The organism is Klebsiella sp. JN_Kp126 (assembly GCF_033843325.1).
GTDB lineage: Bacteria > Pseudomonadota > Gammaproteobacteria > Enterobacterales > Enterobacteriaceae > Klebsiella > Klebsiella michiganensis.
The window spans coordinates 85112-110811 of record NZ_JAWXQV010000041.1; the positions used below are offsets into that span (position 1 = coordinate 85112).

General features: G+C 55.2%; 22 protein-coding genes. 11 read left to right on the forward strand and 11 right to left on the reverse strand.

Going from position 1 to position 25700, the window contains the following annotated elements:
* The first annotated feature begins 218 nt into the window (after positions 1–218).
* The 3 genes from secM (at position 219) to mutT (ending at position 3959) form a co-directional block, all read left to right on the forward strand.
* Entirely contained in the window at positions 219–728 is a 510-nt protein-coding gene (secM, locus tag SIK97_RS02380) for a secA translation cis-regulator SecM (protein ID WP_014837406.1), read from the forward strand.
* 62 nt (positions 729–790) lie between these two features.
* Entirely contained in the window at positions 791–3496 is a 2706-nt protein-coding gene (gene secA / locus SIK97_RS02385) for a preprotein translocase subunit SecA (RefSeq protein WP_004098603.1), read from the forward strand.
* A gap of 61 nt (positions 3497–3557) precedes the next feature.
* On the forward strand, positions 3558–3959 hold the full coding sequence (gene mutT, locus SIK97_RS02390; RefSeq protein ID WP_025106494.1) for an 8-oxo-dGTP diphosphatase MutT: 402 nt from the start codon (positions 3558–3560) through the stop codon (positions 3957–3959).
* Between the two features lie 56 nt (positions 3960–4015).
* Here mutT and yacG read toward each other — a convergent pair whose 3' ends face one another.
* The 3 genes from yacG to coaE are packed head-to-tail and all read right to left on the reverse strand — an operon-like array spanning position 4016 to position 5583.
* Positions 4016–4210: a DNA gyrase inhibitor YacG gene (yacG, locus tag SIK97_RS02395; RefSeq protein ID WP_004098607.1), complete on the reverse strand. Its 195-nt coding sequence runs from the start codon at positions 4208–4210 to the stop codon at positions 4016–4018.
* 9 nt (positions 4211–4219) lie between these two features.
* On the reverse strand, positions 4220–4963 hold the full coding sequence (zapD, locus tag SIK97_RS02400) for a cell division protein ZapD (RefSeq protein WP_014227927.1): 744 nt from the start codon (positions 4961–4963) through the stop codon (positions 4220–4222).
* On the reverse strand, positions 4963–5583 hold the full coding sequence (gene coaE, locus SIK97_RS02405) for a dephospho-CoA kinase (RefSeq protein WP_004098610.1): 621 nt from the start codon (positions 5581–5583) through the stop codon (positions 4963–4965). The genes zapD and coaE overlap by 1 nt, the downstream gene beginning before the upstream one ends.
* Positions 5584–5931: 348 nt before the next feature.
* On the opposite strand from coaE, the gene SIK97_RS02410 reads away from it, so the two are divergent.
* Positions 5932–6975, forward strand: a complete 1044-nt coding sequence (locus tag SIK97_RS02410) for a GMP reductase (protein ID WP_032747983.1) — start codon at positions 5932–5934, stop codon at positions 6973–6975.
* 29 nt (positions 6976–7004) lie between these two features.
* Here the strand turns inward: SIK97_RS02410 and hofC are convergent, their stop codons facing one another.
* The 4 genes from hofC to nadC all read right to left on the reverse strand — a co-directional run bounded on the left by hofC (position 7005) and on the right by nadC (position 11104).
* Positions 7005–8210, reverse strand: a complete 1206-nt coding sequence (gene hofC / locus SIK97_RS02415) for a protein transport protein HofC (protein ID WP_057173065.1) — start codon at positions 8208–8210, stop codon at positions 7005–7007.
* Entirely contained in the window at positions 8200–9585 is a 1386-nt protein-coding gene (gene gspE, locus SIK97_RS02420) for a type II secretion system protein GspE (protein ID WP_014227929.1), read from the reverse strand. The genes hofC and gspE overlap by 11 nt, the downstream gene beginning before the upstream one ends.
* 10 nt (positions 9586–9595) lie before the next feature.
* Positions 9596–10027, reverse strand: a complete 432-nt coding sequence (gene ppdD / locus SIK97_RS02425; RefSeq protein ID WP_014227930.1) for a prepilin peptidase-dependent pilin — start codon at positions 10025–10027, stop codon at positions 9596–9598.
* A 183-nt stretch (positions 10028–10210) separates the two neighbouring features.
* Positions 10211–11104 (reverse strand): carboxylating nicotinate-nucleotide diphosphorylase, encoded by an 894-nt coding sequence (gene nadC, locus SIK97_RS02430; RefSeq protein WP_025106498.1) that lies wholly within the window; start codon positions 11102–11104, stop codon positions 10211–10213.
* Between the two features lie 200 nt (positions 11105–11304).
* On the opposite strand from nadC, the gene ampD reads away from it, so the two are divergent.
* Together ampD and ampE are read left to right on the forward strand one after the other, a co-directional pair.
* On the forward strand, positions 11305–11856 hold the full coding sequence (gene ampD, locus SIK97_RS02435) for a 1,6-anhydro-N-acetylmuramyl-L-alanine amidase AmpD (protein ID WP_032747986.1): 552 nt from the start codon (positions 11305–11307) through the stop codon (positions 11854–11856).
* A gap of 9 nt (positions 11857–11865) precedes the next feature.
* Positions 11866–12720, forward strand: a complete 855-nt coding sequence (ampE, locus tag SIK97_RS02440) for a beta-lactamase regulator AmpE (protein ID WP_004098628.1) — start codon at positions 11866–11868, stop codon at positions 12718–12720.
* A gap of 30 nt (positions 12721–12750) precedes the next feature.
* Here the strand turns inward: ampE and SIK97_RS02445 are convergent, their stop codons facing one another.
* The 3 genes from SIK97_RS02445 to aroP all read right to left on the reverse strand — a co-directional run bounded on the left by SIK97_RS02445 (position 12751) and on the right by aroP (position 16654).
* The gene (locus SIK97_RS02445) at positions 12751–13701 is read right to left on the reverse strand and encodes a family 43 glycosylhydrolase (RefSeq protein ID WP_048262391.1); all 951 of its coding nucleotides are present in this window, start codon (positions 13699–13701) and stop codon (positions 12751–12753) included.
* A complete protein-coding gene (locus tag SIK97_RS02450; protein WP_014227935.1) occupies positions 13701–15107 on the reverse strand; it encodes a glycoside-pentoside-hexuronide (GPH):cation symporter in 1407 nt (468 codons plus the stop codon). The genes SIK97_RS02445 and SIK97_RS02450 overlap by 1 nt, the downstream gene beginning before the upstream one ends.
* Before the next feature lie 176 nt (positions 15108–15283).
* Positions 15284–16654 carry an aromatic amino acid transporter AroP gene (gene aroP, locus SIK97_RS02455; protein WP_086544283.1) on the reverse strand — a complete coding sequence of 457 codons (1371 nt, stop codon included), beginning with the start codon at positions 16652–16654 and terminating at the stop codon, positions 15284–15286.
* 653 nt (positions 16655–17307) lie between these two features.
* Here aroP and pdhR point away from each other — a divergent pair.
* From pdhR to SIK97_RS02480, 5 genes are all read left to right on the forward strand, one after another.
* Positions 17308–18087, forward strand: coding sequence for a pyruvate dehydrogenase complex transcriptional repressor PdhR (gene pdhR, locus SIK97_RS02460; protein WP_004098632.1), 780 nt, complete (start codon positions 17308–17310; stop codon positions 18085–18087).
* A gap of 119 nt (positions 18088–18206) precedes the next feature.
* Complete coding sequence (aceE, locus tag SIK97_RS02465; protein ID WP_004098634.1) at positions 18207–20870, forward strand: pyruvate dehydrogenase (acetyl-transferring), homodimeric type; 2664 nt, start codon at positions 18207–18209, stop codon at positions 20868–20870.
* A gap of 14 nt (positions 20871–20884) precedes the next feature.
* A complete protein-coding gene (aceF, locus tag SIK97_RS02470; protein ID WP_057173064.1) occupies positions 20885–22765 on the forward strand; it encodes a pyruvate dehydrogenase complex dihydrolipoyllysine-residue acetyltransferase in 1881 nt (626 codons plus the stop codon).
* 207 nt (positions 22766–22972) lie between these two features.
* A complete protein-coding gene (lpdA, locus tag SIK97_RS02475; RefSeq protein ID WP_004098637.1) occupies positions 22973–24397 on the forward strand; it encodes a dihydrolipoyl dehydrogenase in 1425 nt (474 codons plus the stop codon).
* A 163-nt stretch (positions 24398–24560) separates the two neighbouring features.
* The gene (locus SIK97_RS02480) at positions 24561–24845 is read left to right on the forward strand and encodes a hypothetical protein (protein ID WP_014227938.1); all 285 of its coding nucleotides are present in this window, start codon (positions 24561–24563) and stop codon (positions 24843–24845) included.
* 51 nt (positions 24846–24896) lie between these two features.
* Here the strand turns inward: SIK97_RS02480 and SIK97_RS02485 are convergent, their stop codons facing one another.
* The gene (locus SIK97_RS02485) at positions 24897–25697 is read right to left on the reverse strand and encodes a DUF2950 family protein (protein WP_057173063.1); all 801 of its coding nucleotides are present in this window, start codon (positions 25695–25697) and stop codon (positions 24897–24899) included.
* Positions 25698–25700 lie beyond the last annotated feature (3 nt).

Genomic DNA, 25700 nt, shown 5'->3' on the forward strand with positions numbered 1-25700 from the left:
ACCTGGTACTCTCTCCGGCCAGGGAGCCAGTCGTTTTCTTTTTTATATTCCCGCTGCGTCCTGCTTTGATTTTTAACTGCATTTTTTGCGCGTTCGTTCCTTTTTTAAACGTTTTTCCCCCGCCTGAGACCTCATTCCTGCTGCCGTGACGGCGTATTAATGTTAGTATTTGGACGCAAAATATTTCTTAGGGTTGCTACCAACAAAAGGTAACGTAAGTGAGTGGATTGCTGACGCGCTGGCGACAGTTTGGCAGACGGTATTTCTGGCCGCATCTCCTGTTGGGGATGGTCGCGGCTAGCCTCGGCCTGCCTGCGCTTAGCAATGGTCATGAGCATGAGACCGCGTCGCCCGCTAAAACGACGTCCAGCAACCATAATCCTGCTAAAGTTAATTTTTCTCAGCTAGCGCTGCTGGAATCTTCCAGTCGTCGGCCCAATTTCACGGTTGATTACTGGCATCAGCACGCCATTCGTACGGTCATTCGCCACCTCTCTTTTGCGATGGCCCCGCAGGCGCTGCCGGTAGCGGAAGAGTCTTCACCGCTTCAGGCGCAGCATCTGGCCCTTCTCGACACGCTTAGCGCGCTGTTGACGCAGGAGAGTAAACCTCCGGCCATTGTTCATCTGGCGGCATATAACCCCTCTATTTCCCACTGCGCGTTTCGCGTCTGTACCTGGATTAGCCAGGTGGCCGGCATACGCGCAGGGCCTCAACGTCTCAGCTAAACCAAAAACGGACCATTCTATTTTTTTGTGACTCCGCACCGCGGGGCGTTTGAGATTTTATTATGCTAATCAAATTATTAACTAAAGTATTCGGTAGCCGTAACGACCGTACGCTGCGTCGTATGCGCAAAGCCGTCAACGTGATCAACGCCATGGAACCGTCCATGGAAAAACTGTCCGACGACGAACTGAAAGGGAAAACCGCTGAGTTCCGCGCTCGCCTGGAAAAAGGCGAAGCCCTGGAGAGCCTGATCCCGGAAGCCTTTGCCGTCGTGCGTGAAGCCAGTAAACGCGTCTTCGGCATGCGTCACTTTGACGTTCAGCTGCTGGGCGGCATGGTTCTCAACGACCGCTGTATTGCAGAAATGCGTACCGGTGAAGGTAAAACGCTGACCGCAACTCTGCCTGCCTATCTGAATGCGCTGACCGGTAAAGGCGTTCACGTGGTGACCGTCAACGACTATCTGGCGCAGCGTGATGCCGAGAACAACCGCCCGCTGTTTGAATTCCTGGGGATGACCGTTGGCATTAACATGTCCGGCCTGCCTGCGCCGGCCAAGCGTGAAGCCTACGCAGCCGATATTACTTACGGTACCAACAACGAATACGGCTTTGACTATCTGCGCGACAATATGGCCTTCAGTCCTGAAGAGCGCGTCCAGCGCAAACTGCACTATGCGCTGGTGGATGAAGTCGACTCCATTCTGATCGATGAAGCGCGTACCCCGCTTATTATTTCCGGCCCGGCTGAAGACAGCTCGGAAATGTATAAGAAGGTGAACAAGATCATTCCGCACCTGGTGCGTCAGGATAAAGAAGACTCCGAAACCTTTACCGGCGAAGGGCACTTCTCCGTCGATGAGAAAGCGCGTCAGGTAAACCTGACCGAACGCGGCCTGGTGTTGATTGAAGAGCTGCTGGTGAATGAAGGTATTATGGAAGAAGGCGAGTCGCTGTACTCACCGACCAATATCATGCTGATGCACCACGTGACCGCCGCGCTGCGCGCGCATGTGCTGTTCACCCGCGATGTTGATTACATCGTGAAAGATGGCGAAGTGATCATCGTCGACGAACACACCGGCCGTACGATGCAGGGGCGCCGCTGGTCCGATGGCCTGCACCAGGCCGTTGAAGCGAAAGAAGGCGTTGATATTCAGAACGAGAACCAGACGCTGGCTTCAATTACCTTCCAGAACTATTTCCGCCTGTACGAGAAGCTGGCAGGGATGACCGGTACCGCCGATACCGAAGCGTTTGAATTTAGCTCAATCTATAAGCTGGATACCGTTGTGGTTCCGACCAACCGTCCGATGATTCGTAAAGACATGGCGGACCTGGTCTATATGACCGAAGCGGAAAAAATTCAGGCCATTATCGAAGATATTAAGCAGCGTACCGCCGCGGGTCAGCCAGTGCTGGTGGGTACCATTTCTATCGAAAAATCAGAAGTGGTCTCTAATGAATTAACGAAGGCGGGCATCAAGCACAACGTGCTGAACGCGAAATTCCACGCCAGCGAAGCGGACATCGTTGCGCAGGCGGGCTATCCGTCTGCGGTAACCATTGCGACCAACATGGCCGGCCGTGGTACCGACATTATGCTTGGCGGTAGCTGGCAGGCCGAGGTCGCCCAGCTGGAAGACCCGACTCCAGAACAGATTGCGCAGATCAAAGCCGACTGGCAGGTTCGTCACGATGCGGTACTGGCTGCGGGCGGTTTGCATATCATCGGCACCGAACGCCATGAATCCCGCCGTATTGATAACCAGCTCCGCGGTCGTTCAGGCCGTCAGGGGGACGCCGGTTCTTCCCGTTTCTATCTGTCGATGGAAGATGCCCTGATGCGTATCTTCGCGTCTGACCGCGTGTCCGGCATGATGCGTAAACTGGGTATGAAGCCGGGTGAGGCTATCGAGCATCCGTGGGTGACCAAAGCGATTGCCAACGCGCAGCGTAAAGTCGAGAGCCGCAACTTCGATATTCGTAAGCAGCTGCTGGAATATGACGATGTGGCTAACGATCAGCGTCGCGCTATTTACACCCAGCGTAATGAGCTGCTCGACGTGACCGACGTGAGCGAGACGATTAACAGCATTCGTGAAGACGTATTTAAAGCGACCATCGATGCCCATATTCCTCCGCAGTCGCTGGAAGAGATGTGGGATATTGAAGGCCTGCAGGAGCGTCTGAAAAATGACTTCGACCTCGAGTTGCCGCTCAAAGAGTGGCTGGATAAAGAGCCGGAGCTTCATGAAGAAACGCTGCGTGAGCGCATTCTGCAGAGCGCCATTGAAACCTATCAGCGTAAGGAAGAAGTGGTTGGCGCTGAGATGATGCGTCACTTTGAAAAAGGCGTCATGCTGCAAACGCTGGACTCCCTGTGGAAAGAGCACCTGGCGGCGATGGACTACCTGCGTCAGGGGATCCACCTGCGCGGCTATGCGCAGAAAGATCCGAAGCAGGAATATAAGCGTGAATCTTTCTCCATGTTCGCTTCAATGCTGGAATCCCTGAAATATGAAGTGATCAGTACCCTGAGCAAAGTTCAGGTGCGGATGCCGGAAGAGGTTGAGGCGATGGAGCAGCAGCGTCGTGAAGAAGCTGAGCGTCTGGCGCAGATGCAGCAGCTGAGCCATCAGGACGATGATAGCGCAGCCGCGGCCGCGCTGGCTGAACAAACCGGCGAGCGTAAAGTGGGTCGTAACGATCCTTGCCCGTGCGGTTCTGGCAAAAAATACAAGCAGTGCCACGGTCGCCTGAGCTAAGCTTTTACAATATTGAATACCAGGGCGCAGATATCTGCGCCTTTTTTATGGAATGAAGACAATGAAAACGCTGCAAATTTCAGTGGGTATTATCCGTAATTCGCAAGGGGAGATTTTTATCACTCAGCGGGCCGCCGATGCGCATATGGCGAACAAGCTTGAATTCCCGGGCGGTAAAATTGAAGAGAGCGAGTCGTCCGAACAGGCCTTAGTACGCGAGCTGCAGGAAGAGGTCGGCATTACAGCCAAAGCTTACAGCCTGTTTGATAAGCTGGAGTACCAGTTTCCCGATCGCCATATCACGCTATGGTTCTGGCTGGTGAACAGCTGGGAAGGCGAGCCGTGGGGGAAAGAAGGGCAGCCGGGCCGCTGGATTGCGCAGAGCGCGCTCGTTGCTGAGGATTTTCCGCCGGCAAACGAACCCGTCATTACGAAGTTAATTCAAGGTTCTCTGATCGGGTAGGGGGCGCCTGCATCCGGCAAATCAGGGCGGGCCTGTACATGCCCGCCCGAAATCCGTTACTCTTTTTCTTCGCTCCAGCCGTCGCTATCTGACAGATCGCTGCTGCTTGGGATACGTTTCTCTTCCGCTGCCCATTCGCCTAAATCGATAAGCTGACAGCGTTTGGAGCAGAACGGGCGATGCGGGCTCTGCTCATTCCAGACTACAATTTTGCCGCAGGTTGGGCAGTTGACGGTTATCTCTTCTGACATATTGACTCCTTAACAGCAGGCCAGTTCAAAATCAAAACGCTCCGGCACGATGCCGTGCTCGCTGTCCAGCGGCATAAAGCGGATGGCAAAGCGGCTCTTGTGGCCTGATATTTGGGGGTAGAGCTGGCTGGCAAGATCCAACCGCAGACGCAGCAGATCGGCATCTTCGCCGTTGTCCTGATAAAAACCGTTCAGGCTGGTCTGCTTACGGAAGGGGGCCGAGTTACGGATGAGATCGAGAATGAGCATCAGCGATTGCGTCAGCGGTTCCAGGCTGGCCAGCCACTTACCGACCTGCTCATCGCGATATTCCTGCGGCATATGCAGCCAGATGTGCAGCGTCGGAAGATCGAAGCTACAGCAGCCGCCCGGGATACTCAGGCGTTGGCGTACCAGGGCGATCAGGCGATCCTCTCGCAGGTACTGGCCGATACGCGGCGCCGACATTAACGTACTGCCTGATTGCTTCAGCTGCTGACGCAGTTCGTTGATACGATCCTGATCAACCCCAGGGACTTCCGCCCAGGATTGCAGCTTCCTCTGTTGGCGATCCAGCTCTTTCATCAGATCGGTACGTACTTCACCGCGTTCAAAAACATCTAAAAGATCGCCGATATTGCGGAAAAAATGCAGCGCATCCGCATGGCTGGTAATGGCGGGATGTACGGTCAGCTGCTGGAGCAAAAACTCAATACGCAGCCAGGTGCGCATTTTTTCATTAAGCGGATGTTCAAATAGAACAGGGGTAGACATTACGGTTTTTCCTGTGAGGCGGCCTGCGCTGCCAGCTGTTGATACTTTGCATGCAGGCGGGCGACAGCTGATGCGATGGCATCAGGTGAACCCATATTTTCAATAACATCATCCGCAACGGCAAGGCGCTGTTCGCGCGTTGCCTGAGCGGCAAGAATATGTTCCGCATGTTGCCGACTGACCCGATCGCGAAGCATCGTGCGCGCTATCTGCGTCTCTTTCGGCACATCGACAACAAGGACCCGATCGGCTTTGGCGGACAAACGGTTTTCGACCAGTAAAGGTACAACCCAGAGAATATAAGACGAGGTGGCAAGCTGCATCTGGCGACGCGTTTCCTGCTGAATTTGCGGGTGCAGCAGCGCGTTTAGCCAGTTCTTATCCTCTGCATGAGCGAAAATATGTTCACGCAGAGCGCGACGGTTAAGGGTGCCATCTTTATTCAGGATCTGCGGACCGAAGCGTTGAGCAATCGCGTTTAGCCCCGGAGTACCGGGCTCGACCACCTGGCGCGCGATAATGTCAGCATCAATAACGTTAACCCCGAGGTGTGAGAATGCGTCGGCTACGGTACTTTTACCGCTACCGATGCCGCCTGTTAACGCTACCGTGTATGTCATACACCTCAATCCTGAAACTGACTACATGCACATTTTTCAATAACAGAGCCGTGATTTACGACGCGACGACGCCACTGCGACAGTGGTTTTATCGACGTGATATCAACCAATAAATGGCTGTCACCACGTACCCTGGTTCTTTTTGCGCATGTAAATCAAATGGTTAAAAATGATACGCCTGCGATGGGATATCGCAAATTCGCTTTTGGCTGTTCACCAGGTAAATTTATACGATTGTAGCGTAAAAAAAGTGAAAATCGCAGTCTTGCGCGGCCATGATTCGTGCGTATGATAACGTCACTGGAGTTGTGCTCTCACAATAATGCAATTAACCCCAGGAATTCGCACATGCGTATTGAAGAAGATTTGAAGCTTGGTTTTAAAGACGTTCTTATCCGCCCGAAACGTTCTACCCTCAAAAGCCGTTCTGACGTACAGCTGGAACGTGAATTCACTTTCAAACATTCTGGCCAGACCTGGTCTGGTGTGCCGATCATTGCTGCTAACATGGACACCGTTGGCACGTTTGCCATGGCTAAAGCCCTGGCTTCATTTGGCGTTTTGACCGCCGTACATAAGCATTACAGCGTGGAACAGTGGCAGGCGTTTGTTCAGAGCGTATCGGCAGATGTCGTGCAGCACGTCATGGTCTCTACCGGCACCTCCGATGCGGATTTTGAAAAAACAAAACAGATTCTGAGCCAAAATCCGCAGCTTAGCTTTGTGTGCATTGACGTGGCGAATGGCTATTCAGAGCACTTCGTGCAGTTTGTCGCGAAAGCCCGCGAAGCCTGGCCGCAGAAAACCATTATTGCGGGCAACGTTGTGACCGGCGAAATGTGCGAAGAGCTGATTCTTTCGGGGGCTGATATCGTTAAGGTGGGTATCGGTCCGGGCTCCGTATGTACAACCCGCGTGAAAACCGGCGTCGGCTATCCGCAGCTTTCCGCAGTGATTGAGTGTGCCGATGCGGCGCACGGCCTGGGCGGGCAGATTATCAGCGACGGCGGATGTACTATGCCGGGCGATGTGGCTAAAGCCTTCGGCGGCGGCGCGGATTTCGTGATGCTTGGCGGTATGCTGGCCGGTCACGAAGAGAGCGGCGGTACCGTGGTTGAAGAAAACGGCGAAAAATTCATGCTGTTCTACGGCATGAGCTCGGAGTCGGCGATGACCCGTCACGTTGGCGGCGTAGCCCAGTACCGTGCGGCTGAAGGCAAAACCGTTAAGCTGCCTCTGCGCGGCCCGGTTGAAAACACCGCGCGCGATATTCTTGGCGGCCTGCGTTCCGCATGCACCTACGTAGGTGCTTCGCGGCTGAAAGAACTGACTAAACGCACGACTTTTATTCGCGTACAGGAACAAGAGAACCGCGTGTTCAACAGCCTGTAATGCCGTTCGCTGGCGCGTTTGCGCCAGCGTTATCCCCCCATCCCGCTAATGGCGTCGCCCAGATGAAAAATGGGTAAATACATCGCCACCACCAGCACGCCGACAATCGTTCCGGTCACTACCAACATCATCGGTTCCAGCAAGGTCGCCAGATTATCTGCCTGCTGATGCGTCAGCTCACTATGGTGACGAGCCAGATTTTCCAGCATGGTATCCAGCGAACCCGAGGCTTCACCGGTACGGATCAGTTGTAGGCAAAGCGGCGTAAAGCCTCCGCCGTTGGCGAGCGCCTGCCAGATGGGATCGCCGTGGGTAATTTGCCGGCAAACCTGCTGGAGCCTCTGCCGCCATAGCGGGCAGCTCAGGGTTTCCTCCACGCTTTGCAGACCTTGCAGAAAGCTGATTCCGGCGCTTTGCGTCAATGCGAGTACGGTAAAAATCTGGCTAAGCCGCTGGCCGCATAGCAGTTTGCCAAACACCGGCAGCGTATGGAGCAGCTTCTGACGGTACAGCAGCCAGCCTGGCCGCTGGCAAATCAGCCGGTTGAGTATTGCAGGTAAAATACCCAGGGCAGCGAGCAGTGGCCAACAGCGAGTTAACCCTTCGCCAATGCTTATTACCGCGCGGGTCAGCCACGGCAGCGGGGTGTTGAAGGTTTGATATATAGCAGCGAATTCCGGTAAGACAAAGCACAGCATTCCCATAACCACCAGCAGCGCCAGGGATAAGATAATCAACGGGTAGCGCAGCGCTTTTTTCACTTTTTCGGTGAGGAGCAGCTGCTCTCGCTGCTGCCTGGCCAACTGAGCGCAGCAAAGTTCCAGTTTACCGGTAAGTTCACCGGTGCGAATCATGGCCAGATAGAGCGGAGGGAACGCCTCAGGCCATTTTTCCAGGGAGCCTGAAAGCGAAATGCCCTGCGCCAGATCCTCCGCCAGGGTTTGCAGCAGCGCCTGCCATTGCGCATTGGGCTGCTGCTGCGCCAGCAGTTCCAGCCCCTCGGCCAGGGGGAGACCGGCCTGAAGAAGCGCGGCCAGCTGGCGGATGATTTCGCCACTGTAGCGCGGATGCCAGAGGGCGCTTTGCACGCTACAGCGGCGCAGCGTCAGCGGGATAATTCGCTGCCGCTGCAGAGCCTGCAATGCCTCAGGGCGATTATCCTGCCAGAGCGTTCCCTGGCAGGGAATGCCCTGGAGAGAGAGACCGCGCCAGCGCCACAGTCGTTTAGTCGCCATGCGGTATTCCCAACACGCGAACGACCTCTTCCAGACTTGTCATCCCACGTTCGACGGCCAGACAGCCGCTCTCAAACAGCGTCATCATGCCGGATTCGCGCGCCAGGGACTCGATCTCTCCGGCGCTAAGACCCTGAGTAATCGCCTGCCGTAACGCGGTGGTGACGGGGAGCAGCTCAAATAGCGCCAGGCGACCGTAGTAGCCGTGATAGCAGTGCTGACAGCCCGGAGCCTGCCAGCGAGGAAGCGCCCGTGGCCACAGGCTGTGTGGAACATCGGCCGAACTGCCGGTTTCCCGGCGGCAGTGCGGGCACAGTTTGCGTACCAGGCGTTGAGCAACCACCAGAGAAAGCGCGGATGAGATCATCCAGCGCGCAACGCCCATCTGCTGCAGGCGAACCAGCGTTTCACTGGTTGAATTGGTGTGCAGCGTTGAGAGAACCAGGTGCCCGGTTTGCGCTGCTTTTATCGCAATTTCAGCGGTTTCTGCATCGCGTATCTCTCCGACCATCACGATATCGGGATCCTGGCGTAGCAGGGCGCGCAGTACGCTGTGAAAGGTTAAGCCCGCCCGCGGATTAATCTGCGTCTGATTCATCCCCACGATGGGGATCTCCAGCGGATCTTCAACGCTGCATATATTGACCTCGTCGCGATTCCGCGCCTGCAGCGCACTATACAAAGTGACGGTTTTCCCACTTCCCGTCGGGCCGGTGACCAGCATCAGCCCCTGAGGTTGGTTAAGCGCCGAGCGAAAGGCGGCAAGCTGCTGAGACGATAGCCCCAGCGCTTCGAGGTCCAGCGCTTGTTCGACCTGGTGTAATAAGCGAAGGACGATTTTTTCCCCGCCGCGGCAGGGAAGCGTGGCGATCCGAAACGAGATCGGGCGGTCTGCGAGCGTGAGGGTAAACTGACCGTCCTGCGGTACCCGGTGTTCAGCGATATCCAGATTGCTGAGCACTTTAAGTCGGGCGGTGATGGGGGCGGCGAGTTCCGGCGCAAGCGGCGCAAGAGAATGGAGAACGCCATCTACCCTCAGGCGAATTCTCAGGCGATCGTCACCGGGTTCAATATGAATATCCGATGCGCGCTGGCGCAGGGCCTGTTCCAGAAGGCTATTTACCTGTTCAACGATGCTGGCCGAGGCTTCAACAGGCGGGGTGAGGGTTGATATTCCCGGCGTCTGCAGCCGCTTGTCCATCTGGTCCTGGCTCCAGCACTCGATATCAATCCTTTTCTGCGTCGCGAAACGTAACGCTTCCAGCAGCTCCGGGGCGGGGGCGTCAACCACGGCGATAGCGATGGTGTGTTCATTACTATCGAGCAGTAAGGCCTGATAGCGCTGGCAAAGAGGTATCAATTGTTCAGTTTTCATTGCCGCGCCCTCAGTTAAAACGGAACACGTCTTCACAGGCCTGCTTGAGTGCGCTATCGCCGGTAATGTTGCACACTCGCTGCCAGCCGGTGATGCCGTTAGCGTTATCCCAGGTCGGCGTCAGCGTGACGCTTAAGCCATTAAGGCTTTCCTGCCCGGTGAGCGTGACAACGCCTGTGGCGACGGTCATAGCCGAGACGTAGCGGGTTGTGGCGGGCGAGGGAATACCGTTGCTGCCGCCATCGCAGGTGGTTAATCCGCCGTGCTCCAGCGCGCACAGCTCAATGGCGGTGCGGAACGGGACGAAGGTTTGCAGCATATCGGTAAGCGCCGCTTTTCGCAGATAGTTCTGATAAGCCGGAATGCCGATTGCGCTGAGAATGGCGATGATCCCAATGACCACCATAAGTTCGATGAGGGTAAAGCCGCGTTGTTTGTCCATAAGTTGCTCCTTGTTATCTTCGGGAGCACTTTGCCGGGGTTTGTTTAGCGATACGAGCGGCAGATCGCGCCTGGAGAAGCACGCTTCCAGGCTTTTTTTGCGGGTTGCATTGAGGGATTATTGGCGTGCGAGCCGGCTCGCAAAAGTGCGCCCCGGCATCAACGACGAACCGGGGCAGGGGGATTAGCGGAAGCGCATAGAGAGATCGAGAGCGCGGACGTGCTTGGTCAACGCGCCAACGGAGATGTAATCGACGCCGGTTTCAGCAAATTCACGAATAGTCTCGAATGTGACGTTGCCGGAGACTTCCAGCGCCGCCTGGCCGTTGGTGTGTTTGACCGCTTCGCGCATCAGGTCGGTAGTGAAGTTGTCGAGCATAATGATGTCAGCGCCGGCTTTCAGCGCTTCATCCAGCTCTTCAAGGGTTTCGACTTCCACCTCAACCGGCACATCCGGGTGCAGCCAGAACGCTTTTTCAACCGCCTGCCGTACCGAGCCGGAAGCGATAATATGGTTCTCTTTAATCAGAAAGGCATCGGAGAGGCCCAGGCGATGATTGGCCCCGCCGCCGCACAGGACCGCATATTTCAGCGCCGTGCGCAGGCCCGGCAGCGTTTTGCGCGTATCGAGCAGCTGAGTTTTGGTGCCTGCCAGCAGGTCGACATAGCGGCGGACTTCGCTGGCCACCCCGGAGAGCGTCTGCACGAAATTGAGTGCGGTACGTTCTCCGGTGAGCAGGATCCGCGAAGGGCCTTCCAGCTCGAATAGCGGCTGATTGGCTTTTACCGCGTCGCCATCGGCAACGTGCCAGGTGAAGTTAACGTCGTCGCCCGCAAGCTGAATAAAGACTTCTTCTACCCAACGTTTACCGCAAAACACGCCGTCTTCACGGGTGATGACGACGGCATGCGAGCGCGCATCCTGCGGCAATAATTGCGCGCTAATATCGTTGTTCGCATCCACTTCACCGCCTAAATCTTCCCGCAGGGATTGAGAGACGGCATCGGTAATATCAAGATTAATACGCTCCAGCAGCGCGTCACGGCGGCGGTCGGGATTGTAGCGACGAGGCGTCATGATAAAGCTCCAGATAGATAAGATTCAGAAGTGGGAAACATGCTAACCTGAACGACGTTTCTGTACCACATCCGCGTCCTTTCGTCGGCGGCGCCAGCGTGAAGTTTTGGCGTTAGCCAACCGAGCAAGCGTGGGTATGATGCCGGGGATTGTTTGGTCACGGTGCCGCGAATGCATAAGCTAGTAAAAGGAGACTCAACATGCAGTTGAACGGGGGATGGCTGGAAGAGGCGCGTCGGGTTCCTTCGCCGCACCACGATAGCCGCCCGGATAATGAAACCCCCTCTTTGCTGGTGGTGCATAATATAAGCCTGCCGCCCGGCGAATTTGGCGGCCCATGGATTGATGCCCTGTTCACCGGTACGCTCGATCCCCATGCCCATCCTTTCTTTGCTGAAATCGCGCATCTTCGCGTTTCGGCGCACTGTCTGATTCGCCGCGACGGTGAAATCGTGCAGTATGTGCCTTTCGACCAGCGCGCCTGGCACGCGGGGGTTTCCAGCTATCACGGGCGCGAGCGCTGTAATGATTTTTCGATAGGCATTGAGCTGGAAGGGACCGACGAGCTGGCTTATACCGACGCGCAGTATCAGCAGCTGGTTGCCGTTACCCGTCAGCTTATCTCGCGCTATCCGGCGATAGCTGACAATATCACCGGCCATAGCGATATTGCGCCAGTGCGTAAAACGGATCCCGGCCCGGCTTTTGACTGGGTCAAATTTCGCGGTCTGTTAACCCCGTCGTCAGAATAAGGAGATGCCATGACGTTGTTCACTACGCTGTTGGTCCTCATTGCCGAGCGTTTGTTTAAGCTGGGCGAGCACTGGCAGCTCGATCACCGGCTGGAAGTGCTGTTTCGCCGGGTAAAGCATTATTCCCTGCTCACTACCCTACTGATGACGGTCGCGGCGGCGGCGGTCGTGTTTATTATTCAGCGCCTGCTGCAGGGGCAGCTGTTTAACATTCCTCTGCTGGTGTTCTGGATCCTGCTGGGCCTGCTGTGCATCGGCGCGGGCAAAGTCCGTCTGCACTATCACGCCTACCTGAAGGCGGCGGCGCGCGATGATAGCCGCGCCTGCGACGCCATGGCCAGCGAGCTCACCCTGATCCACGGCGTGCCGCCCGGCTGCGACCAGCGTGAATATCTGAGCGAGCTGCAAAACGCGCTGCTGTGGATTAACTACCGCTACTATCTCGCTCCGCTGTTCTGGTTCGTTGTCGGCGGGCCGTGGGGACCGTTAACCCTGATTGCCTACTGTACGCTGCGGGCCTGGCAGACCTGGCTGGCGCGTTATCAGACGCCGCGTCATCGCTTACAGTCGGGTATTGACGGCATTCTGCACGTTGTCGACTGGGTTCCGGTACGACTGGTCGGCGTGGTGTACGCGCTGGTTGGGCACGGGGAAAAGGCTTTGCCTGCGTGGTTTGCCTCGCTGGGCGACCGCCACTCTTCGCAGTATCAGGTGCTGACGCGCCTGGCGCAGTATTCGCTGGCGCGCGAGCCGCACGTGGATAAAGTGGCGACGCCGAAGGCGGCGGTCTCCATGGCGAAAAAAACATCGCTGGTGGTGGTGGTGATTATGGCGCTGCTGACGATTTACGGTACGCTGATTTAAGCACCTGCCCGCTGGGGGCAGGTTTCGCTTTTAATCCGTATCTGCTGCCGGGATGCCAAAATCAGGCATCCCGTTTTCGTCCCAGCGGACAAGCTTCAGGCGGGTATGGCGATTCGGATCGTACAGCGGGTCGCCTTCAATTTCGGTGTAGTTGCGCGCGTGGTACACCAGCACATCTTCTCCCTCCGGCGTTTGCGTAAAGCTATTGTGTCCGGGCCCATACTGACGATTCTCATAGCTGGTACGAAACACCGGCTGCGGCGCTTTATGCCAGTTTTCCGGCCGCAGCGGGTCGGCGTTAACGTCTATCCACAATAATCCCATGCAGTAGTTTTCGTCGGTGGCGCTGGCGGAATAGCTGACGAACAGCTTGTCGCCGTGGAACAGGACCGCCGGGCCTTCATTCACCAGAAAACCCCGGCACTCCCAGTCAAACTCGGGTTGACTCAGCCTGACCGGCTGACCTTTTAGCGTCCACGGATTTGCCAGTTCAGCCAGATAGAGGTTGGTATTGCCCTTAATTTCCGGATCTTTTTGCGCCCACAGGTACCACCGTTTACCCTGATGGCGGAAGGTGGTGGCATCCAGCGCAAAGGTATCAAGCGGCGTTTTAATCTGGCCTTTTTCCTGCCATTTACCGGTTAACGGGTCGCTGTCCGCGCATTCGAGCGCGAACATGCGGTGCTGGAACATGCCCTGCGCATCCAGATCGTGGGTGTGGCTGGCGGCAAAGTAGATATACCATTTGCCGTCAATCTCATGCAGCTCCGGGGCCCATATGAGCTGGCTCATCGGGCCGCTGTCCGGTTTACGCCAGACGACCACCGGCTGCGCGTGGCGTAAACCTTCAAGGGTTGCTGAGCGGCGGATTTCCAGACGGTCATACTCCGGCACCGAGGCAATAAAGTAGTAGCTATCCTGATGGCGCAGAATATACGGGTCCGCGCGTTGTTCAATAAATGGATTCGGCCAGTTTTTCATTACGCTTTCCTTACCTGTTCGCCGGTTTTCAGTTCCTGATAGTCGTTGAGCTCGCTGTAGTTGACCCGGCGTTTCTCGAGGTCGGACTGAATTAGCCGCATAAATTCGCGGTTTACCTTCAGCATACGCACCACCCCCGCGGTAATCAGATAGCCGATGCCGGGGATAACGCTGAATAACAATACGATACCGTTAATCGCGGAGGCGCTTTGCTGCTTCGCACCGGCATCGTAACCGTACCAGGAGAGCAGGAAGCCAACCATCGCGCCGGCGATGGCCAGACCGACCTTCAGGAAGAACAGGTTGCCTGAGAAGCTGATGCCGGTGATGCGTTTGCCGGTCTTCCATTCGCCGTAGTCATCCACGTCGGCCATCAGCGACCAGTGCAGCGGCGAGGGGATCTGATGCAGAATGTTCAGCAGGAAGTAGAGCACCATAATCATCATGGTGGCGTGCGGGTCGAAGAAGTAGAAGGCGCAGGAGAAAATCGCCAGCACGATGTTGGTCCAGAAAAACACCTGCAGTTTGCACCAGCGGTCGGTCAGGACTTTAGCCAGCATACTGCCGATCATCATGCCGACTACCCCGAGGCTGATAAACAGCGTGGCGAAGTGGGTGCTTTGCTGCATCACCCAGGTGACGTAGTACATGGTGGCGGCCATGCGAATAAAGCCTGGGCAAACGTTGCACAGCGTTAACAGCAGGATGCGAACCCACTGGTCATTTTTCCAGACGTCTTTCAGATCTTTTTTCAGCTCGTCGTTGGTCTGGACGGCGGGTTTTACGCGCTCACGAACGGTGGCAAAGCAGAACAGGAACATGCACATACCGATAATCGCCAGCACGGTCATCGCCATCTGATAGCCTTTGGCTTTATCCTCACCGCCGAACCAGTCCGCCATCGGCAGCAGCGTCAGGGAGAGCAGGAGCGTGGCGATACCGACCATCACGAAGCGATAGGACTGGCAGGCCACGCGTTCCTTCGGGTCATTCGTAATCACACTACCCAAGGAGCAGTAGGGGATGTTGATCGCGGTGTAGGTCAGCGAGAGCAGGAAGTAGGTGACGAAAGCATAGATAACCTTGCTATTGTAAGACCACTCCGGGGTGGTAAACATCAGCACGCTGAACAGCGCGTACGGGAAGGCAATCCACAGCAGCCATGGGCGAAAGCGCCCGTATTTACTGCGGGTACGGTCGGCCATCGCCCCCATAATCGGATCGGTGACGGCATCAATAACGCGTACGGAAAGCAGCAAAACGCCCACCAGCGCCGGCGCGAGACCAAAAATATCCGTATAAAAATAGTTAACAAACAACATGATGGCGCCGAATATGATATTGCATCCGGCATCACCCATCCCGTAGCCTATTTTTTCTTTAACTGAAAGCTTATTGCCATTCATCGCAGCGATCTCCCCGTGGCGGTATGGAGAGAATTATTAGCCGGGTAATGGACTAATGCGTTGCAGGATAGGGTTAACGATATGGATAAATCGGTTATCAGGGGGAAAGTGTGAAGCAGATAACAATGCGCTGTGTCCGCCAGCGGCGGGCGGACACAGGTTGTGGAGATGCAGGATTATGCTTTAATGGCGCTGGCGGTTTTCTGTTTAAACAGGTAGCCGACGCCGAGAACGGCAATCCATACCGGGATAAGGTAGACGGAAATCGCCATGCCAGGGGTCATCAGCATGATCACCAGCACTCCCGCCATAAACAGCAGGCAGATCCAGTTGCCCAGCGGATAAAGCAGCGCCGGGAAGCGGGTGACCACGCCCTGCTGCTGCTTAGCGCGACGGAATTTCATGTGCGCCAGGCTAATCATCGCCCAGTTGATCACCAGGGCTGAAACCACCAGCGCCATCAGCAGACCAAACGCGGATTCCGGCGCGAAGTAGTTAATCAGTACGCACAACGCGGTGACCACCGCGGAGACGAGGATGGTGTTAACCGGCACGCCGCGTTTATCGACGCTCATCAGCGCTTTTGGCGCGTTACCCTGCTGGGCCAGACCGAACAGCATCCGGCTGTTGCAGTATACGCAGCTGTTGTAAACGGAGAGCGCCGCGGTTAATACCACAATATTCAGCGCATTCGCGACGAAGGTATCGCCCAGTTCGTGGAAAATCAGGACGAACGGGCTGGTATCGGCGGTTACGCGGCTCCACGGCAGCAGCGAAAGCAGAACGGCCAGCGAGCCCACATAGAAAATCAGGATGCGGTAGATGACCTGGTTGGTGGCCTTCGGAATGCTCTGCTCCGGGTTATCCGCTTCGGCTGCGGTGATACCGACCAGCTCCAGCCCGCCGAAAGAGAACATAATAATCGCCATCATCATTACCAGCCCGGTGAAGCCGTGCGGCAGGAATCCGCCTTGCTCCCACAGGTTGCGTACGGTAGCCTGCGGGCCGCCGTTGCCGCTGAACAGCAGCCAGCCGCCGAACAGGATCATCGCCACGACGGCGACGACTTTGATGATCGCGAACCAGAACTCCATCTCGCCAAACACCTTGACGTTCGTCAGGTTGATGGCGTTGATAGCGATAAAGAAAACGGCCGCAGAAACCCAGGTAGGGATTTCCGGCCACCAGAACTGGACGTATTTCCCGACCGCGGTCAGCTCGGCCATTGCGACCAGCACGTAAAGCACCCAGTAGTTCCAGCCGGAAGCGAAGCCTGCAAAGCCGCCCCAGTATTTGTAGGCAAAATGACTAAATGAACCGGCTACCGGCTCTTCGACGACCATCTCGCCCAGCTGACGCATAATCAGGAAAGCAATAAAACCGGCAATTGCGTAGCCCAGAATAATACCGGGACCCGCGTTTTGGATGACGGATGCGCTACCCAGAAACAAACCGGTACCGATAGCGCCTCCCAGCGCAATAAGCTGAATATGGCGGTTTTTAAGGCCGCGCTTTAGCCGATCGCCATGCTGTTGACCTTCCATCATGAAACCTCGTGTGTGGTTATGGTTATTATGTTTGTCCGCGTCATCCATCAGGTGACTTCTTCGCTGTCCATCCCTGCCTGATAGCATAGTCAGCGAAATTTCACTGAGCCTGCGGCCCGTTTTGCCCCGAGTGATGTAGCGCACATATTGTTGTGTTTGTGTAATTATCAAATTCCGTAGATGTACTTATTTCTTTACGCAAGGCGGAGAGGGAATTCATGAAAAGGCCTTTCGTATCATGGAGAATAGTGATAAGCGCCGCTGAATGCACCTGCTTTATGAAGGGATGATGACGAAGCGAGCAAAAAGACGCCATTTGTAAATCCCACCCCCATGCGCCAGTGCCTACCCATTATTTGTCATCCATGCAAATTTATTGAATTTATATTCACTTAATAAGGCGTTGAATCGGTTCAGATAGCGTAATTTTTCGTTTCTATTACGTTAACGCTACCTCTTTGTGAGTAAACACAACATTTGTGCAAGGTTACATTTTTGAAATGTTATTTCTGTAAGGTTGTTAAAACGTGCCGGGTTTAATGATTTCAATCAAAACCTGTATGGACAGAAGGTGAATACTTTGTTACTTTAGCGATACGAACTATGAATTGGTAAGACCAATTGACTCCGGGCTAATGGCAGAGACAGGGAATATGGCCTACAGCAAGATCCGCCAACCAAAACTATCCGATGTGATAGAGCAGCAGCTGGAGTTTTTAATCCTTGAGGGGACGTTGCGCCCCGGTGAAAAACTCCCGCCAGAACGTGAACTGGCAAAACAGTTCGACGTTTCCCGTCCCTCGCTCCGTGAGGCTATTCAACGCCTCGAAGCTAAGGGCTTGTTGCTTCGTCGCCAGGGGGGCGGAACGTTTGTACAAAGCCGCCTGTGGCAGAGCTTCAGCGACCCGCTGGTAGAGCTACTGTCCGACCACCCTGAATCCCAATTTGATCTGCTGGAAACCCGTCACGCGCTTGAAGGCATCGCGGCTTATTACGCGGCGCTGCGCAGCAATGATGAAGACCGCGAACGCATTCGCGAGCTGCATCAGGCCATTGAGCGGGCTCAGCAGTCCGGCGATCTCGACGCCGAATCCGATGCCGTCGTCCAGTATCAAATCGCCGTCACCGAAGCGGCGCACAATGTGGTGCTGCTCCATCTACTACGCTGTATGGAGCCGATGCTGGCCCAGAACGTTCGCCAGAATTTTGAATTGTTGTACGCCCGTCGGGAGATGCTCCCGCAGGTCAGCAATCATCGTACTCGCATTTTTGAGGCGATAATCGCCGGGGAACCGGAGCAGGCGCGTGAAGCGTCGCATCGTCACCTGGCGTTCATTGAGGAAATTTTGCTGGATCGTAGCCGTGAGCAGAGCCGTCGTGAACGCTCACTGCGTCGTTTACAGCAACGAAAAGATGAGAACTCCGGTTCTTAAGCGCCATTTTTAGAGCGCGGCAACTAAACGCAGAACCTGTCTTATTGCATTCTCTGACGAGAATTCAATGGGACAGGTTCCAGATTAATCAACGATTAGATAGATAAGGAATACCCCCCATGTCAGAACGTTTACCAAATGACGTGGATCCGATCGAAACTCGCGACTGGCTACAGGCGATCGAATCGGTCATCCGTGAAGAAGGTGTTGAGCGCGCTCAGTATCTTATTGACCAACTCCTTTCTGAAGCCCGCAAAGGCGGGGTGAAAGTGGCTGCTGGCGCATCGACCGGCGGCTACGTGAACACTATTGCCGTTGAAGATGAGCCGGAATACCCGGGTAATCTGGATCTGGAACGTCGTATCCGTTCTGCGATCCGCTGGAACGCGATTATGACCGTTCTGCGCGCATCGAAAAAAGATCTCGAACTGGGCGGCCACATGGCTTCCTTCCAGTCTTCCGCAACCTTCTATGAAGTGTGCTTTAACCACTTCTTCCGCGCACGCAACGAGCAGGACGGCGGCGACCTGGTTTACTTCCAGGGCCACATCTCTCCGGGCGTCTACGCGCGTGCTTTCCTGGAAGGTCGTCTGACTGAAGAGCAGATGAACAACTTCCGTCAGGAAGTTCACGGTAAAGGTCTGTCCTCTTATCCGCACCCGAAACTGATGCCGGAATTCTGGCAGTTCCCGACCGTCTCTATGGGTCTGGGCCCAATCGGTGCGATTTATCAGGCTAAGTTCCTGAAGTATCTGGAACACCGCGGCCTGAAAGACACCTCTAAACAAACCGTTTACGCTTTCCTCGGCGACGGCGAGATGGACGAGCCGGAATCCAAAGGCGCGATCACCATCGCGACCCGTGAAAAGCTGGACAACTTGGTCTTCGTTATCAACTGTAACCTGCAGCGCCTTGACGGCCCGGTTACCGGTAATGGCAAGATCATTAACGAACTGGAAGGCATCTTTGGCGGTGCTGGCTGGAACGTTATCAAGGTTATCTGGGGCGGACGCTGGGATGAGCTGCTGCGTAAAGATACCAGCGGTAAACTGATCCAGCTGATGGAAGAGACCGTTGACGGTGACTACCAGACCTTCAAATCCAAAGATGGCGCTTACGTGCGTGAGCACTTCTTCGGTAAATATCCGGAAACCGCAGCGCTGGTTGCCGACTGGACTGACGAGCAGATCTGGGCCCTGAACCGCGGCGGTCACGATCCGAAGAAAGTCTACGCTGCGCTGAAAAAAGCACAGGAAACCAAAGGCAAAGCCACCGTAATCCTCGCCCATACCATTAAAGGTTACGGCATGGGTGACACCGCTGAAGGTAAAAACATCGCTCACCAGGTTAAGAAAATGAACATGGACGGCGTTCGCTACGTCCGCGATCGTTTCAACGTGCCGGTTGCCGATGCTGATATCGAAAAACTGCCGTACGTGACCTTCCCGGAAGGTTCTGAAGAGCACACCTATCTGCACGCCCAGCGTCAGAAACTGCATGGCTATCTGCCGAGCCGTCAGCCAAACTTCGATGAGAAGCTGGAGCTGCCGACCCTGGAAGATTTCGGTCCGCTGCTGGAAGAGCAGAATAAAGAGATCTCTACCACTATCGCGTTCGTTCGTGCCCTGAACGTGATGCTGAAGAACAAATCCATCAAAGACCGCCTCGTGCCGATCATCGCCGATGAAGCGCGTACCTTTGGTATGGAAGGCCTGTTCCGTCAGATTGGTATCTACAGCCCGAACGGTCAGCAGTACACTCCGCAGGACCGTGAGCAGGTTGCTTACTACAAAGAAGACGAGAAAGGCCAGATTCTGCAGGAAGGTATCAACGAACTGGGTGCCGGTGCATCCTGGCTGGCTGCTGCGACCTCCTACAGCACCAACAACCTGCCGATGATCCCGTTCTACATCTACTACTCCATGTTCGGGTTCCAGCGTATCGGTGACCTTTGCTGGCAGGCCGGCGACCAGCAGGCTCGCGGCTTCCTGATCGGCGGGACTTCCGGTCGTACCACGCTGAACGGCGAAGGTCTGCAGCACGAAGATGGCCACAGCCACATTCAGTCTCTGACTATCCCGAACTGTATCTCTTACGATCCGTCTTACGCGTACGAAGTTGCGGTCATCATGCACGATGGTCTGGAGCGTATGTACGGTGAGAAACAAGAGAACGTTTACTACTACATCACCACGCTGAACGAAAACTACCACATGCCGGCAATGCCAGCAGGCGCCGAGGAAGGTATCCGTAAAGGTATCTACAAACTCGAAACCGTTGAAGGTAGCAAAGGTAAAGTTCAGCTGCTGGGCTCCGGTTCTATCCTGCGTCACGTCCGTGAAGCAGCGCAGATCCTGGCCAAAGACTACGGCGTAGGCTCTGACGTTTATAGCGTCACCTCCTTCACCGAACTGGCGCGCGATGGCCAGGATTGTGAACGCTGGAACATGCTGCATCCGCTGGAAACGCCGCGCGTTCCGTACATCGCTCAGGTGATGAACGACGCTCCGGCAGTCGCATCTACTGACTATATGAAACTGTTCGCTGAGCAGGTTCGTACTTACGTACCGGCCGATGATTACCGCGTACTGGGTACCGACGGCTTCGGTCGCTCTGACAGCCGTGAAAACCTGCGTCACCACTTCGAAGTTGACGCTTCCTACGTGGTGGTAGCAGCGCTGGGCGAACTGGCTAAACGTGGCGAAATCGATAAGAAAGTGGTTGCGGAAGCCATCACTAAATTCAACATCGATGCAGATAAAGTTAACCCGCGTCTGGCGTAAGAGGTAAAAGAATAATGGCTATCGAAATCAAAGTACCGGACATCGGGGCTGATGAAGTTGAAATCACCGAGATTCTGGTCAAAGTGGGCGACAAAGTTGAAGCTGAACAGTCGCTGATCACCGTAGAAGGCGACAAAGCCTCTATGGAAGTCCCGTCTCCGCAGGCTGGCGTCGTTAAAGAGATCAAAGTCTCCGTCGGCGACAAAACCGAGACCGGTAAACTGATCATGATTTTCGATTCCGCCGATGGTGCAGCAGCAGCTGCACCTGCGCAGGAAGAGAAGAAAGAAGCGGCTCCGGCCGCCGCAGCACCGGCAGCCGCCAGCGCGAAAGAAGTTCATGTACCGGATATCGGCGGTGATGAAGTTGAAGTCACGGAAATCATGGTAAAAGTGGGTGACACCATCGCCGCTGAACAATCCCTGATCACCGTAGAAGGCGATAAAGCCTCTATGGAAGTGCCGGCGCCGTTCGCCGGTACCGTGAAAGAGATCAAGATTAACACCGGCGACAAAGTGTCCACGGGTTCCCTGATCATGATCTTCGAAGTGGCGGGCGCAGCGCCTGCCGCGGCGCCGGCGAAAGCGGAAGCCGCTCCGGCTGCTGCTGCACCGGCAGCTTCAGGTTCTAAAGAAGTTCACGTGCCGGATATCGGCGGCGATGAAGTTGAAGTGACTGAAGTGATGGTGAAAGTGGGCGATAAAATTGCCGCTGAACAGTCACTGATCACCGTTGAAGGCGACAAAGCTTCCATGGAAGTGCCTGCGCCGTTCGCGGGTACCGTGAAAGAGATCAAAATCAGCACCGGCGACAAAGTTTCCACCGGCTCCCTGATTATGGTCTTCGAAGTGGAAGGCGCTGCGCCTGCCGCAGCTCCGGCTGCTCCAGCACCAGCTGCTGCACCGGCTCAGGCTGCTAAACCAGCTGCACCTGCTGCAAAAGCAGAAGGCAAATCTGAGTTCGCTGAAAACGACGCTTACGTTCACGCCACCCCGCTGATTCGTCGCCTGGCGCGCGAGTTCGGTGTAAACCTGGCGAAAGTGAAAGGAACTGGTCGTAAAGGCCGTATCCTGCGCGAAGACGTTCAGGCCTACGTGAAAGAAGCGGTTAAACGCGCTGAAGCCGCGCCTGCTGCTACCGGTGGCGGTATCCCGGGCATGCTGCCGTGGCCGAAAGTGGACTTCAGCAAGTTTGGTGAAGTGGAAGAAGTTGAACTGGGCCGTATCCAGAAGATCTCTGGTGCTAACCTGAGCCGTAACTGGGTGATGATCCCGCACGTTACGCACTTCGACAAAACCGATATCACCGATCTGGAAGCGTTCCGTAAACAGCAGAACGCTGAAGCTGAGAAGCGTAAGCTGGACGTGAAATTCACTCCGGTGGTCTTCATCATGAAAGCCGTTGCCGCGGCGCTTGAGCAGATGCCGCGCTTCAACAGCTCCCTGTCTGAAGATGCACAGCGTCTGACGCTGAAGAAATACATCAATATCGGTGTGGCGGTTGATACCCCGAATGGTCTGGTTGTTCCGGTCTTCAAAGACGTGAACAAGAAGAGCATTACCGAGCTGTCTCGTGAACTGACCGTGATTTCCAAGAAAGCGCGTGATGGTAAGCTGACCGCTGGCGAAATGCAGGGTGGTTGCTTCACTATCTCCAGCATCGGCGGCCTGGGTACCACCCACTTCGCACCGATTGTGAACGCGCCGGAAGTGGCTATCCTCGGCGTGTCCAAGTCCGCGATGGAGCCGGTATGGAATGGCAAAGAGTTCGTGCCGCGTCTGATGATGCCGATCTCTCTGTCCTTCGACCACCGCGTGATCGACGGTGCTGATGGTGCGCGCTTTATCACCATCATCAACAATATGCTGAGCGACATTCGCCGCCTGGTGATGTAAGCAAAAAGCCGGCCTGACGGCCGGCTTTTTTCTGGTAATCTCTTCTGCGTTTTGAAGTTACCAGCAATAAAGGACAAAATCGTTTGCCGTTTGTTGTTTCAAAATTGTTAACAATTTTGTAAAATGCTTGCGGATAGAACGTCCCGGTGGACATGGGCGTAAAAACAATAGCGTCAGACCCGCCGGATACAAATAACAGAGGTCATGATGAGTACTGAAATCAAAACTCAGGTCGTGGTACTTGGGGCAGGCCCCGCAGGTTATTCTGCTGCCTTCCGTTGCGCTGATTTAGGTCTGGAAACCGTCATCGTAGAACGTTACAGCACCCTCGGCGGTGTTTGCCTGAACGTCGGCTGTATCCCTTCTAAAGCACTGCTGCACGTTGCTAAAGTTATCGAAGAAGCGAAAGCGCTGGCCGAACACGGCATCGTTTTCGGTGAACCGAAAACTGACATTGACAAGATTCGCACCTGGAAAGAAAAAGTCATCACTCAGCTGACCGGCGGTCTGGCTGGCATGGCCAAAGGGCGTAAAGTGAAGGTGGTTAACGGTCTGGGTAAATTTACCGGCGCTAACACCCTGGAAGTGGAAGGCGAAAACGGTAAAACCGTCATCAACTTCGACAACGCTATCATCGCGGCGGGCTCCCGTCCGATCGAACTGCCGTTCATTCCGCATGAAGATCCGCGCGTATGGGACTCCACCGATGCGCTGGAGCTGAAAACCGTACCAAAACGCCTGCTGGTTATGGGCGGCGGTATCATCGGTCTGGAAATGGGTACCGTATACCATGCGCTGGGTTCAGAGATTGACGTGGTTGAAATGTTCGACCAGGTTATCCCGGCTGCCGATAAAGACGTGGTGAAAGTCTTCACCAAGCGCATCAGTAAGAAATTCAACCTGATGCTGGAAACCAAAGTGACCGCCGTTGAAGCGAAAGAAGACGGTATCTACGTTTCCATGGAAGGCAAAAAAGCCCCGGCTGAAGCGCAGCGCTACGACGCTGTGCTGGTAGCTATCGGCCGCGTACCGAACGGTAAAAACCTCGATGCCGGTAAAGCAGGCGTTGAAGTTGACGAGCGTGGCTTTATCCGCGTTGATAAACAGCTGCGTACCAACGTGCCGCACATCTTCGCTATCGGCGATATCGTCGGTCAGCCGATGCTGGCGCACAAAGGCGTTCACGAAGGCCACGTTGCTGCCGAAGTTATTGCCGGCATGAAGCACTACTTCGACCCGAAAGTTATCCCGTCCATCGCCTATACCGAGCCGGAAGTTGCGTGGGTTGGTCTGACTGAGAAAGAAGCGAAAGAGAAAGGCATCAGCTACGAAACCGCCACCTTCCCGTGGGCTGCTTCTGGCCGCGCCATCGCTTCCGACTGCGCTGACGGTATGACCAAACTGATTTTCGACAAAGAATCTCACCGCGTTATCGGCGGGGCGATTGTCGGCACCAACGGCGGCGAGCTGCTGGGTGAAATCGGTCTGGCGATCGAAATGGGCTGTGACGCTGAAGACATCGCGCTGACCATCCACGCTCACCCGACTCTGCACGAGTCCGTTGGCCTGGCAGCAGAAGTCTTCGAAGGCAGCATCACCGACCTGCCAAACGCGAAAGCGAAGAAAAAGTAAATTTTTCTTTCAGGCAAAATCCAAAAAGCGGCTCAGTGAGCCGCTTTTTTTATCGGTGATGTTTAGAACTGTGTCGCCGTTAATAAAATTGCATATCTTATTAATACTTGAAAAATAGTTACTCAGTAAACTTATAGGTAGTTAACTATATGTGAGGTGTGTGATGAAAAAAGTTTTAACGACGACGCTGCTGGCAGCAACGCTGGTCTCGGGTATGGCCTGCGCGGCCGATGCCGCGATTCCCTGGGCTGATAACAGCGGCGGGACCGAAAGCACCCATATTGCGGCGATGGGCCAGGATTTGAATATGCAGCATCAGCAGATAACAAAGACCAGCGAAGGGGTATGGGCGGCGAATTCCGGCAGCATCAGCTCTGATGAAGCGGCGTTGACCAGCACTAAACCGGCTTTTGCGGGTGACCCGTCTCTGATGCCCCATCAGGGCTAAATCAGCACACATATATGGCCCGGCGGCGTTATCGCACGCCGGGCTTTTTTTCTATTGATTGATGGCCTGCCAGGCTGAATCCGGCGAAAACTGCGAAATGGCGCGCGCTTTGCTCTGCGTCTCATCCCCTAAATTAGCCTGATAAACCTCATCATTCTGGTTGACCATAAAGCTCATGATGCCGGTTTTTCCCCATTCCACAGGCCACGCCAGCAGGGCGAAGCCCTGACCCTCGCCATCTTGAATGATGCGAAAACGGTAGCCGTGATAGCCTTCTCCGGGTTCGGCGGGGCTAAACGCGGGCCCAAGCGGGCTGGGCGCTTCGCCGGGAGCGGCAGGCCAGTAGAGGCCGTCTTTCTTACCATCGCTGCTGATAATCCTCTGCGCCCAGGTGTGGTTTAGCCGATAAAAATCCTGCTGGGCATCAACGTAAGCGTGCATCGCCTGAATGGCTGACAGCTCATTGCGGCCAATCGCGCGAGTCAGGATCTCATCTTCAGCAGCAGCCATATCAAAACGCCAGCCGCTCTTATCCTTAATGATGGGGATTGGTAGCCGCCATGCTTCCTGTCCTACCTCCAGCCAGGCGCTATTCTGTTGCTGAACGATACGATGGCTGACTTTCCAGTCGCGCTGAAAACGAGCGACGGCGTCAGGGTCGATGTCCTCCGGCGGTAAAAATTGCTGCCAGCTATCGCCGAGCAGCCCGTTGAGGGCAGATTCATCATGCCTGCCGATTGCCGCAGCCAGCGCGCTTGCGGCCTGTTCCGGAGAGGAAAACTGCTGCTGAGCCAGCGCCATGGCGGGCGTCATGGCCAGCGCCAGCAGCGTCATTTTTAAAAATTTTTTCATCTG